Annotated in this window: 8 protein-coding genes and 1 pseudogene; 4 read left to right on the top strand and 5 right to left on the bottom strand. The window is 70.9% G+C overall.

Annotated features, from left to right (window positions below; all coding sequences use genetic code 11):
• Positions 1-217 precede the first annotated feature (217 nt).
• Positions 218-2308 carry a glycosyl hydrolase family 28-related protein gene (locus OHB41_RS05295; protein WP_266696774.1) on the top strand — a complete coding sequence of 697 codons (2091 nt, stop codon included), beginning with the start codon at positions 218-220 and terminating at the stop codon, positions 2306-2308.
• A 119-nt stretch (positions 2309-2427) separates the two neighbouring features.
• On the opposite strand, the pseudogene OHB41_RS05290 reads toward OHB41_RS05295, so the two are convergent.
• Both OHB41_RS05290 and OHB41_RS05285 read right to left on the bottom strand, forming a co-directional pair.
• Positions 2428-2883: pseudogene (locus OHB41_RS05290) on the bottom strand (dihydroxyacetone kinase subunit DhaK); the annotation flags it as partial.
• Positions 2884-2922: 39 nt separating this feature from the next.
• Entirely contained in the window at positions 2923-4017 is a 1095-nt protein-coding gene (locus OHB41_RS05285; protein ID WP_266696773.1) for an NADH:flavin oxidoreductase/NADH oxidase, read from the bottom strand.
• 457 nt (positions 4018-4474) lie between these two features.
• Between OHB41_RS05285 and OHB41_RS05280 the strand changes: the two genes are divergently transcribed.
• Entirely contained in the window at positions 4475-5293 is an 819-nt protein-coding gene (locus OHB41_RS05280; protein WP_266696772.1) for a DUF2637 domain-containing protein, read from the top strand.
• Between the two features lie 215 nt (positions 5294-5508).
• Here OHB41_RS05280 and OHB41_RS05275 read toward each other — a convergent pair whose 3' ends face one another.
• The gene (locus OHB41_RS05275) at positions 5509-6285 is read right to left on the bottom strand and encodes a TioE family transcriptional regulator (protein WP_266696771.1); all 777 of its coding nucleotides are present in this window, start codon (positions 6283-6285) and stop codon (positions 5509-5511) included.
• Positions 6286-6439: 154 nt separating this feature from the next.
• Between OHB41_RS05275 and OHB41_RS05270 the strand changes: the two genes are divergently transcribed.
• Positions 6440-8818: an ATP-binding cassette domain-containing protein gene (locus OHB41_RS05270; protein ID WP_266696770.1), complete on the top strand. Its 2379-nt coding sequence runs from the start codon at positions 6440-6442 to the stop codon at positions 8816-8818.
• 139 nt (positions 8819-8957) lie between these two features.
• On the opposite strand, the gene OHB41_RS05265 is transcribed toward OHB41_RS05270, so the two are convergent.
• Both OHB41_RS05265 and OHB41_RS05260 read right to left on the bottom strand, forming a co-directional pair.
• Positions 8958-10409 (bottom strand): aldehyde dehydrogenase, encoded by a 1452-nt coding sequence (locus OHB41_RS05265; protein WP_266696769.1) that lies wholly within the window; start codon positions 10407-10409, stop codon positions 8958-8960.
• 49 nt (positions 10410-10458) lie between these two features.
• Positions 10459-11310 (bottom strand): oxidoreductase, encoded by an 852-nt coding sequence (locus tag OHB41_RS05260; RefSeq protein ID WP_266696768.1) that lies wholly within the window; start codon positions 11308-11310, stop codon positions 10459-10461.
• Positions 11311-11665: 355 nt separating this feature from the next.
• Between OHB41_RS05260 and OHB41_RS05255 the strand changes: the two genes are divergently transcribed.
• The gene (locus OHB41_RS05255; protein ID WP_266696767.1) at positions 11666-12481 is read left to right on the top strand and encodes a DUF899 family protein; all 816 of its coding nucleotides are present in this window, start codon (positions 11666-11668) and stop codon (positions 12479-12481) included.
• Positions 12482-12518 lie beyond the last annotated feature (37 nt).

Genomic DNA, 12518 nt, shown 5'->3' with positions numbered 1-12518 from the left:
GTACTGAAAGCTGGAAAGAGGCGTCCGACGTCTTGTGAGGGTGCCCGGCGACCCCCTACTGTCACCGCACCGGCACGGCCCGCCCCTCCACACTCCGCACGCAGAGCGGCCCCAGTGTCTCCGCATGCGCTGTTCGCCCGGCTTCGCCCGGCGCTGTTCGACCGTGCTCCTCCCACGTCCGTCCTCGTTCGTCCGTTCCGAGAGAAACGAGAATCTGATGTCGCGGTACAGCACGCGCGCGGCGGCGGAGCGGGTCCGCGGCCGCGCGCGGAAACCGGCCAGGATCGCCACGGTGGTGACGGCGGCGGCCACCGGACTCGTTCTCCTGCTCGGCGCTCAGGCCCCGGCAGCCCTCGCGGCCCCGCCGGCCCGTGGGCACGGCACCGGCGTGGGCACCCAGGCGGTGACCAGGGCCGCGCTCGATCCCGCCCTGGTCGCGGGGCGCGGAGCCGCGGTGGACTTCGCCGAGCAGGAGGCGGAGAACGCGTCGACCGACGGCACCGTCATAGGCCCCGACCGCACCGCCTACACCCTGCCCTCCGAGGCGTCCGGCCGAGCCGCGGTACGCCTGAAGCCGGGCCAGTACGTCGAGTTCACGCTGCCGCGCGCCGCCAACGCCCTCACCGTGCGCTACAGCATCCCCGACGCGCCCGACGGCGGCGGCATCACCGCACCGCTCGACGTCGCCGTCGACGGCCGACACCGCTCCACGATGACGCTCACCTCGCAGTACTCGTGGCTCTACAACCAGTACCCGTTCACCAACGACCCCCGGGCCGACCTGCTGCACCCGGACTGGTGGATCACCGAGTGCGGATGCGTTCCCGCCGCCACCACCCCGACGCCCACCATCGACAAACCGTTCAGGCCCAGCCACTTCTACGACGAGCAGCGGCTTCTGCTCGGCAAGCGGTACGGGGCCGGCGACACCGTCCGCCTCACGGCGCCCAAGGGCAGCGCCGCGGCCTGGACCGTGATCGACGTGCTCGACACGCAACTCGTAGCCGCGCCGCACGTCGAGGTGCGGGCGGCGAACGTTCTCGCGTTCGGTGCCGACCCCACCGGCCGGCGCGATGCGGGCGGCGCCTTCGACCGGGCCATCGCGTACGCCAGGAAGCGGCACCTCGACGTCTACCTTCCGCCGGGCACCTACCAGGTGAACCGGCACATCGTCGTGGACGACGTGACGATCGTCGGAGCGGGCAACTGGTACACGATCGTCAAGGGCCACCAGGTCACCCTGGACACCCCGGCCCCCGACGGCTCGGTGCACACCGGCGTCGGCTTCTACGGCAAGGACGCGGCCGACGGCGGCAGCCACGACGTCCACCTGTCCGGCTTCGCCGTCGAGGGCGACGTCCGTGAACGCATCGACACCGACCAGGTCAACGCCGTCGGTGGCGCCCTCAGCGACTCGACGATCGACGGCCTCTATCTGCACCACACCAAGGTCGGCATGTGGTTCGACGGCCCGATGAAGCGTCTGCGCATCACGCGCAACGTGATCGTCGACCAGATCGCCGACGGCCTCAACTTCCATACCGGGGTCACCGATTCCACCGTCTCGGACACCTTCGTCCGCAACAGCGGTGACGACGGCCTGGCCATGTGGTCGGAGAAGACCGGCAACGCGCGCAACGTCTTCGCGCACAACACCGTGCAGACGCCCGTCCTCGCCAACGGCATCGCTCTCTACGGCGGTACCGACAACACGGTCACCGGAAACCTCGTCGCCGACCCCATCAGGGAGGGCAGCGCCATCCAGGTCGGCTCCCGCTTCGGCGCCGAGCCGTTCACCGGACACCTGCGGATCACGGACAACACCACCGTCCGCTCCGGGCCGTTCGAGCTCAACTGGAAGATCGGGCTCGGCGCCATCTGGTTCTACGCCCTTGAACGGGACATCGACGCCGACATCGAGGTCACCGGCGACCACTTCCTCGACAACACCTACAACGCGGTCATGCTGGTCTCCGACTTCCCCGTGAAGGACAAGTACGCGATCCGGGGCGTCCACTTCAAGGACATCCGGGTGGACGGAACCGGCACGTCCGTACTCAGCGCCCGCTCCGCCGGATCGGCGACCTTCGAGAACGTGGACGCCCGCAACGTCGGTGCGGTCGGCATCAACAACTGCGGATCGTTCAACTTCCCCTCCACGGGCTCCGAGTTCACGGCCCAGGACCTGGGGGGCAACGACGGAGGCGGCACGACGGGCGCCTGGATGGCGTCCTGGGAGCTGCCGAACACCATCACCTGCGACGACCGGCCTCCGGTGGTCCCGCCACCGGCCCCCGCACCCTGGTGACCGGCGTCCGGCCCTGAGTTGTCACGGTGCGCACAAGTCGCCACGGCCGGCGACTGTGCGCACCGCCGCGCCGAACAGCGGACCGGGGAGTCGAAACAGCAGCACGGGGGCGTCGGCCTTCAGAACACCCGCATCGGGATCTCAGCGGGCTCGGCGAGCAGATCGGAGATCTCGTCGTCCGGCCGGACCGGTGTGACGGAGACTCCGGCCATGTCGAGCGAGGTGCAGTACTCGCCCACGTGGCTGCGCTCGATCTCAATGCCCTGCCCGGCCAGTTGCCTGTGGGCCCGCCCGTACGCCAGGTAGAGCTCGCCGATCGGTGTGCCGCCGAGGCCGTTGACCATCAGGGCGACGCGGTCACCGGAGACGTACGACAGGTCGCCGACCACCGCGTCGACGAGGTCGCCCACCATCGCGTCCGCGGACCGGAGCTTCTCGCGCCTGCGGCCGGGCTCGCCGTGGATGCCCACGCCCATCTCGACCGTGTCCTCGGGCAGTTCGAACAGCGGCGAGCCCTTCGCCGGCGGCGTGCAGGCGGTGAGCGCCATGCCCATGGAAAGGGTGACAGAGTTGACCTTCTCTCCGGTGGTTCACGGCGCTTGCGGGGGCAGACGTCAGCGACCGGGGAACGCGCGGGTGTACTGCGGTGGTGCGGGCACGGGGGCGCCCAGGGAGTGAGCGGCGTTGCGGGGCCAGTACGGGTCGCGCAGCAGTTCGCGCCCGAGGAAGACGGCGTCGGCCTTACCGAGGGCGATGATCTTCTCGGCCTGTTCGGGTCGGGTGATGAGTCCTACGGCGGCGGTGGGCATGCCCGTCTGGGCGCGCACCTGTGCCGAGAAGGTCACCTGGTAGCCGGGGCTGACAGGAATGGTGGCGTCGGGGACGATGCCGCCGGTGGAGACGTCCAGCAGATCCACTCCGTGGGCCATGAGTTCCCGGGCGAGGTGCGTGGTGTCGTCGACGGTCCAGCCGGGCCGGGTCTCGGTGCCGTGGCCCGCGAGCCAGTCGGTCGCCGACGTGCGGAAGAACAGCGGGAGTTCCTGCGGCCATTGGGTGCGGACGGCGTCCACCACCTCCAGCGCGAAGCGCATGCGCCGTTCCAGGTCGCCGCCGTAGGCGTCGGTGCGGTGGTTTGTCCGGGGGGAGAGGAAGGAGTGCACGAGGTAGCCGTGCGCGCCGTGGATCTCCAGGGCGCGGAACCCGGCCAGGTGCGCGCGCCGGGCGGCCTGCGCGAACTCGTCGACGACCGTCGCGATGGCGTGGGTGGTGAGTTCGTGGGGCGCGGGGACCGTTCCGAACGCGATCGGACTCGGGCCCACCCGCCGCAGGCCGGGGCGCGGGGGGTGGGCGTCGGACCAGGGGCGTCCGATGCCCGCCTTGCGGCCGGGGTGGTTGAGCTGGATCGCCGGTACCGCGCCGGAATCGCTCAGCGCGCGGACCACGCGGGCGAAGGCCGGCGGTTGCCCGTCGTTCCACAGCCCGAGGTCGTAGGCGCTGCTGCGGCCTTCCGCGCTGACGGAGGTGGCCTCCACCATGACCAGGCCGGCTCCGCCCACCGCGCGCGAGACCAGATGCTGGAGATGCCAGTCGGTCGGTGTGCCGGTCTCCGGGCCCTGGGCAGGGGCGGAGTACTGCATCATCGGCGACATCCAGACCCGGTTGGGGATCGTCACACCACGCAGTGTCAGGGGCTGGAAGAGCTGGCTCACGGAATCTCCAGGGAGGACGGGACGGCCACGCGACCGGTCGCAACGCCCCGGAGACCCTGTGCGGCGCGCGAGGCCACCAGAAAAGTGTCACCGCGCGGGGCCCGGGGCGCATCTTGGTGGCCCAGCAGGTGCCGGGCCACGGGGCCTCCGGGATTCCGGCGGAAGCGCTCAGAAGAACCGTCGGCTCCGGATCAATAAAGACGCTTTCGTGAATTTTTCCGCGGGCTGGCGCTCACTCGTTTGCCGCACATCTGCGGGAGCTGACCAGCGTTAATGGAACATGACCCAAGCAAGTCTTATTGACCCGTCGCTCTCCGGAGCGGCGGCGGAGAGCCCGTTCGCGGTCCGAGCCGTGACGTTCGGGCGATACACCTACATGCCTGCTGCCGCGTACTCGTCGCCCGATGGGGACGTTCCGGCTGTCACCCGGCCCTGATCCGACAGGGCGGAATTTTCTGTGAATGACGACTATCCGGATCTGTCCTTCGCTCGATACGAACAACCTCCCGTGTACCCCGGTGGGACGGGTACCGGCCGGCACGGCGGTCCCGCCGACGCCCTGTACGAACAGGGCTGGGACCCGGTCGAGGAGCTCACCTACCTCCTGCAGGACGCCGCGGCGGCGGAGCAGGAGGCCACCGTGCCGCCACCCCGCGGCGAGCCGTCGTACGGGGACGAATTCATCAGTGAACCGATGGACAACCTGGCGCAGATCACTGCCGAGTTGCCGCCCATCCGACGCTCCTCGACCGGGCATCGGAAGGTGCGGGTCCGCAAACCCCGCTTCACCTGGCTGCAGACCGTGAGCTTCGTGATCGCCGCGGTCGCCGCCGTCATCGTGTCGATGGTGAGTGTCTTCGGTGGGATGGTGGCCTACGCGCCGCTGCGGCACATCGCGTCCACCACCCAGAGCGGCTCGGGACCCTGGTGGCCCCTTCTCGTGTACGGCCCCTGGATGGTGGCCTCGCTGTCCGTCCTGCGAGCCGCCCTGCACCAACGCCGTGCCGTGCACTCGTGGTACGCCGTTCTGCTGTTCTCCTCCGTCGCCATGATGTTCTGCGTGGCCGACGCCCACAAGACGATCACCGGTGTGGCCGCGGCAGTCGTACCGGCCCTCGCGTCCCTGACCTGCTTCCAACAACTGGTCCGTCAGATCACCCTGACCCGGCCACCCCGCCAGAACACGTCCCGCCATCGGCAGCGCCAAGACCCCCTGCCTCCTAGGCGCGTTGAAGGCAAGAGCGGTTCGAGCACCCGGAAACCGCCTCGCCCCTGATCCGCCCCCGCCGTCCTCCGGCCAATTCCTCCGTGCGGCTCCCCCAGCTGGGCAGGGGGAGCCGCACGGGCGTCAGGCCGGCGGCGGTACGAGATGCCGTACGGCGGGCGCCTGCTCCGATCGTCCGCGCTGAGCCCCCGCGTCGAGTCGTCCGCGCTGAGCCCTCCGCGCAGGCCCGTCCGCGTACGGCCGCCGGTCGCCCGCGCCACGACGTCTCAGGGTGCCGGCCGGTCCGCCGGCGGTGGAGCCGGTTCCGCGGTGGCCGCGGGCGTCGCCGGGGTGATGCCCCGGAGGGACACGTACCCGGCGAGCCGGGCCGCCGCGTCGAGCATCGCCACCCCGCGGGCGGTGAGCCGTCGCCGCCAGTCGTCGAGCGCGGCGGACAGCGCCTCGGTGCCGCCGGCCGTGCGGATCTGCCGGACCACCGTGCGGATGTGCTCCAGCGGATAGCCGCCGCGCCTGAGGAGGTGGGCCAGTTCCGCGTCGCGGACGTCGGGGGCGCCGTACGAGCGATGTCCGGTGGCCGGCTCCCGGACGGGTGTGAGGATGCCCGCCGCCTCCCAGTTGCGGAGGGTCGCCGCGGTGACGCCCAGGCGGCGCGCGAGTTCGCCGATACCGAGCGGCTCACAGCCGGAGGGAGCGTGCTCGGCGGGACCGGTGCCGGAGACCAGATGCTCGACGGCCTGCCCGACCGCGTCCAGCGTCCCCCGGTCGCGCAGCAGTTGGGCGTGGCCGCGGTCGACGGCCGTCAGCGCGGCGTCGAGTTCGCCCGCGTTGAGCGACCGCATGATCTGCCCGCCCTCGGCATGTCCGTGGGCCTGGACGAGCGCCAAGTAGGCGCGCAGGGCCGCCGCGTGCGTCTCGGTGTAGGTCCGGTAGCCGGACGGGGTGCGCTCGGCGAGCGGGAGGAACCCGTCCCGCTCGTAGTTGCGCACCGCCTGGGTCGAGATGCCGTGCTCGCGGGCCAGGTCGAACGGGCGCAGGTACTTCATGGTTTGAGACTTTAGACGACCGCTACTGGGATCCTTTCGCAAAAGTCTCAACTGATCTTGCAGGTATACGCTTGAGACCCATGAACCGTGAAGTTCAGGAATCCATCACGACGTCGTACGACGAAGGCCGCGTCCGGCACACGGGAGGGACACCGTGACGGCCCGCACGGGGACGGACACTCGGCCGCCCGCGCCGCGTGCCGCCGACAGCCACGATCTGATCCGGGTCCGCGGGGCACGGGAGAACAACCTCAAGAACGTCCACGTCGAGATCCCCAAGCGGCGGCTGACGGTGTTCACCGGAGTCTCCGGATCGGGCAAGAGTTCCCTGGTGTTCGACACCATCGCCGCGGAGTCGCGGCGGCTGGTCAACGAGACGTACAGCGCCTTCGTCCAGGGCTTCATGCCCACCCTGGCGCGGCCCGACGTCGACGTGCTCGACGGACTGACCACCGCGATCCTGGTCGACCAGCGGCCGATGGGCGTCCACGCCCGCTCAACGGTCGGCACGGCCACCGACGTCGGCGCGCTGCTGCGCATTCTCTTCAGCCGGCTCGCCACGCCGTACATCGGCACGCAGAGGGCGTTCGCCTTCAATGTCGCCTCCGCCGACGGGTCGGGCGTGCTGGTGGTGAACGGCAGGAAGACCGAGAAGGGGTTCAGTGTCGTCGGCGGCATGTGCCTGCGCTGCGAGGGCCTGGGCAGCGTCTCGGACATCGACCCCGCCCAGCTCTTCGACGACTCCAAGTCCCTGGCCGGCGGCGCGATCACCGTCCCCGGCTGGAAGGCCGACGGCTGGGTGGTGCAGTCGTTCACCGAGTCCGGCTTCCTCGACCCCGCCAAGCCGATCCGCGACTACAGCGAGCGGGAGCGGTACGACTTCCTGCACCGGGACCCGGTCAAGGTCAAGGTGAGGGGGATCAACACCACCTACGAAAGCCTCCTCGCGCGGGTGCGGAGGTCCTTCCTGACCAAGGACAAGGAGACCCTCCAGCCGCACATCCGCGCCTTCGTGGAGCGGGCGGTGACGTTCTCGGTCTGCCCCGGGTGCCATGGCACCCGGCTCAGCGAGACGGCTCGGTCAGCGAAGATCGACGGCGTCAGCATCGCCGACGCCTCCGCCATGCAGATCAGCGACCTCGCCGCGTGGGTCCGCGGGTTGACCGACCCGTCGGTCGCGTCGCTGGTCCCGGTCCTCGCCGAGAACCTCGACTCGTTCGTCGGGATCGGCCTCGGCTACCTCTCGCTCGACCGGCCGTCGAGCTCGCTGTCGGGCGGTGAGGCACAGCGCACCAAGATGGTCCGCCACCTCGGTTCCGCGCTCACCGACGTCACCTACGTCTTCGACGAGCCCACCGTCGGCCTGCACCCGCACGACATCCAGCGCGTGAACGAGCTGCTCCTCCAATTGCGCGACAAGGGCAACACCGTGCTGGTGGTGGAGCACAAGCCGCAGACGATCCTGATCGCCGACCACGTCGTCGACCTCGGACCGCACGCCGGCACGCGCGGCGGCGAGGTGGTCTTCGAGGGGACCGTCGAGGGTCTGCGGGCCGGCGGCACCCTGACCGGACGTCACCTGGACGACCGGGCCTCGGTGAAGCCGTCGGTGCGCAAACGGTCCGGTGTGCTGGAGGTGCGCGGCGCGAACGCGCACAACCTGCGCGACGTCGACGTGGACCTCCCGCTCGGCGTACTCACCGTGGTCACCGGGGTCGCGGGTTCCGGCAAGACCTCCCTGATCCACGGCTCGGTGGCCGGCCGGGACGGCGTGGTCACGGTGGACCAGTCGCCCATCAAGGGCTCCCGTCGCAGCAACCCGGCCACCTGCACCGGCGTGCTCGAACCGATCCGCAAGGCGTTCGCCAGGGCCAACGGGGTCAGGCCCGCGCTGTTCAGCCCCAACTCCGAGGGGGCCTGCCCCACTTGCAAGGGCGCCGGCGTCGTCTACACCGACCTGGCGATCATGGCCGGTGTCGCCACCCTCTGCGAGGAGTGCGAGGGGAAGCGGTTCCAGACGCCGGTGCTCCGGTACAAGCTCGGCGGCCGGGACATCAGCGAGGTGTTCGCGATGCCGGTGACCGAGGCGGCGGAGTTCTTCCGCAGTGGTCCCGCGCGTACGCCGGCCGCGACCGCCGTCCTCGACCGGCTCGCCGACGTCGGCCTGGGCTACCTCGGCCTCGGCCAGCCGCTCACCACCCTCTCCGGCGGCGAGCGGCAACGCCTCAAGCTGGCGGGCCACATGGCCGGGACGGGCAGCGTCTACATCCTCGACGAGCCGACCAGCGGCCTGCACCTGGCCGACGTCGAGCAACTGCTCGCCCTGCTCGACCGGCTCGTGGACGCCGGCAGGTCGGTCATCGTCGTCGAGCACCACCAGGCGGTCATGGCCCACGCGGACTGGATCGTCGACCTCGGCCCCGGCGCGGGCCATGACGGCGGCGAGGTCGTCTTCGAGGGCACTCCGGCCGAACTGGTCGCCGCCCGCTCCACCCTCACGGGCGAGCACCTCGCGCGGTATGTCGGCGCCTGAGGTGACGCGCACGCGCGCTTGAACGGCCTTTCGCCCTGCCGGCGGAGGGGCGAGCGTCCGGCGCCGCGGGGTGCCGAACCGCGTCGGGCGCGGCGCGGGCGGGGCTCGATGGGCGCACGGTTCCGTCCGCGGGCCGGGGCTACCGGTTGCGGGTGATGGTCTTGTGCTCGACGTAGCCGGTGAGGCCGACCTTGCCGTACTCGCGGCCGAGACCGCTCGCCTTGTAACCGCCGAACGGGCCGTCGAAGCTCATCGGCGAGCCGTTCACGGTGACCGTGCCGGTGCGCAGCCGGCGCGCGACGGCCAGGGCCCGCTCCGGATCCGCGGTCCAGACGCCGCCGGACAGGCCGTACTCGGAGTCGTTCGCGATCCGTACGGCGTCGTCCTCGTCGTCGTAGGCGATGACCGCCAGGACCGGGCCGAAGATCTCCTCCTGGGCGATGCGCATGGAGTTGTCGACGTCGGCGAAGAGGGTCGGGGTGACGTAGTTGCCCTTCTCCAGACCCTCGGGCACCTGCGGGCCGCCGGTCACCAGGCGAGCACCCTCCTCCATTCCGACGGTGATGTAGTCGATCACGCGCTGTTGCTGGTCGCGGCGGATCATCGGACCGATGAACGTGTCGGGGGCGGACGGGTCACCGACCTTCAGGGACTCGACCATCTCCTTCAGCGCGGCGACGACCTCCTCGTACCGGCTGCGGGGGGCGAGGATGCGGGTCTGCAGAATGCAGGCCTCGCCGTTGTTGCCGAGCGAACCGAAACGCAGGCCCCGCACGGCCGCATCCAGGTCCGCGTCCTCCATGATCAGCGCCGCGGACTTGCCCCCCAGCTCCAGACCGACCCGCTTGAGGTGCTCCCCGGCTATCGAGGCGATACGCCGGCCGGCCCGCGTCGAACCGGTGAAGGAGATCTTGTCCACGCCGGGGTGGGAGACGAGGTACTCACTGGTCTCACGGTCCGCCGGAAGGACGCTGAGGACGCCCTCGGGAAGCCCGGACCGGTGCCAGAGGTCCGCCAGCAGCATCATGCTCAGGGAGTTCTCGGGGGAGACCTTGAGGACGACGGTGTTGCCGGCCAGCAGGGCCGGGATCAGCTTCGCGGTGGCCGCGGAGAACGGCGAGTTCCACGGGATGACCGCGGCGACCACCCCGATCGGCTCCCGCCGCACGATGGTGTCGAAGGCCACCGACGCGTCCGAGGGCTCGACGACCTCCTCCCACCCGAACTCCTCGGCCGCCTTGAGGTACGCGTCGACCTGTCGGGTCAGGAACGGCTGGCCGGCCCTGGTGAACCAGCCGGCCGAACCGTTCTCGACCGAGATGGCCTCGGCGACCTCGTCGGCTAGCGCCGCGCGCAGGGCGTCGTAGCGGCGGACGATCTCCTGGCGCTCCTCGGGCGTGGTGCGCGGCCAGGGACCGTGGTCGAAGGACTCGCGGGCCGCGGCGACGGCCGCGTCCACGTCGGCGGGCGCGGCCTGCGCCACGGTGCCCAGCACGGACTGGTCGTGCGGGGAGAGGATGTCGAGCCGCAGGCCCGGGTCACTCGGGTCGGCCCAGGAGCCGCCGATGTACAGCTTGTCACGCACGGTCATGTCTTTTCGGTTCCCGTCTTCTCGGTTCCTTCGGGCGAAACGTGATGTGTCAGGCGGTGGAGGGGTCCGGGGGGTAGTCCGTGGAGCGGCTGACCTCGGCCCACTTCCTCGCCTCGGTCAGACGGGCTTCCTCCGCGCCGATGGCGATCCCCAGCGCGTCGCTGCCGAGCAGAAGCCGGCGCGGGGGCTCCTCGGCGTCCACCGCGCCGATGATCGCGCGGGCCATACGGTCCGGGTCGCCGGGCTCGTTCCCGGCGTACTTCGCGAACATGGCCAGCCACGTGCCCACCGTCTGCTCGTAGTCGGGGGTCACCGGCCCGGACGGCTCCGCCGCGCCCGCGGCCCAGCCGGTGCGGATGCCGCCCGGCTCGACGATGGTGACCCTGACGCCGAACGGGGCCACCTCGCCCGCGAGGACCTCGGAAAAGCCCTCCACGGCGAACTTGGCCGTCTGGTAGGCGCTCAGACCGGGCGTGCCGCCCACGCGTCCGCCGATGGAGGAGATCTGCACGACGTGCCCGGACCGGCGGCGGCGCATCACCGGCAGCACCGCCCGGGTCACGTTCACCACGCCGTACAGGTTCCCCTCGACCTGCGCGCGGAACTCGTCCTCGGGGAAGTGCTCGATCGAACCGCTGGTGGCGTAACCGGCGTTGTTGACGACCACGTCGACCGTCCCGAACCGCTCCACCGCCGCGGCGACCACGTCCCGGCACTGGGACGCGGAGGTGACGTCCAGCGCGACGGTCTCCAGTCGTTCCCGGTGGTCCGCTCTCAGGGAGGCCAGCGCCTCCGGCCTGCGGGAGGTGACCACGACCTGGTCGCCGGCCTCCAGAACCGCGAGCACCAGAGCCCTGCCCAAGCCCTGCGAACCACCGGTGATCAGCCAGGTCCGTGACATCGCGTACTCCTCGTCTCGTGGGATTCGTTCGCTGCCCGCTGCCGGGCCGCGACTCCAATGTAGATCCTTCGACGATAAATGCAACATGAGTGTTGCGATAGTGTCGAGTGGTGCGTCTCACATATGACTATTGGTGGAGGGAAGGGGAGATCATTCCGTCCGTCGCGGGTGGCCTGTCGACACCCGGCGCCCGAGCGGAAGGACCCGGGCGCGCGCACCGGCCGCCGGGAGCAGAGCGCACGCGTCGACGCCTTCCCCTGCCGCGATGAGTTCCGGGCGGGACCCGAGTCTGTTCTGGTGAGCGTCGTGGGATGCCATGCGACGCCGCCCCGCACGACACACCACGGAGGACACCATGACGACCACGCCCGGCCGTGCGAGCAGCGACCTCACCGGCAAGCCGCCGGTCGTCGACCTGGCCACCTGGCAGGCGGCCCGCGAGGAACTGCTGGTCCGTGAGAAGGCCCACACCCGCGAGGGCGACGCCCTCGCCGCGGCCCGTCGCAGGCTGCCGATGGTCGAGCTCGACGGAACGGTCGAGGTCGTCGGACCCGACGGCCCGGTCCCGTTCCTGGACCTGTTCGAGGGCCGCGACGAGCTCGTGGTCTACCAGCACATGTGGCACGACGGCGCGCCGCACCAGGGGCAGTGCGAGGGCTGCACCACCACGGCCTGGCACCTGAAGGACGCCGTCTATCTCAACGCCCGCGGCGTCTCGTTGGCCATCCTGACCACGGGCCGTTGGGGCGAGGTGGCCTCCTACGTCGAGTTCATGGGCTACACCCAGCCCTGGTACTCGGTGCGCGACGTGGAGGCGCCGGTCGGCGGCGGAATGGGGCACATCGCCTGCTTCCTGCGCGACGGTGACCGCGTGTTCCTGACGTACTCCACGACGGGCCGTGGCAACGAGGCGGTCAACGGGTCCCTCGCCCTGCTCGACATGACGTCCTACGGCCGCGGCGAGGCGTGGGAGGACAACCCCGAGGGCCGCGCCGTGCTCGGCGACGTCCGCGAGGGGCACCCGGCCGTGGGCCGCCAGGCCTGCTGGTACTGGCGCTCGGACGTGGACGGTGTCGCCACCTGGGGCCCGACCAGCCGCCCCGTGCCGCAGTGGAGCCGCCCCGGCGCGACCCCCGTGGAGACCCTCGGCCGGCACGGCCACCACCACTGATGACCGTTCGACGGCGTCCCGGGCTGCGGACGAGGAG

Source organism: Streptomyces sp. NBC_01571 (assembly GCF_026339875.1).
Classification (GTDB): Bacteria; Actinomycetota; Actinomycetes; order Streptomycetales; family Streptomycetaceae; genus Streptomyces.
This window is presented reverse-complemented; position numbering and strand designations above follow the sequence as displayed.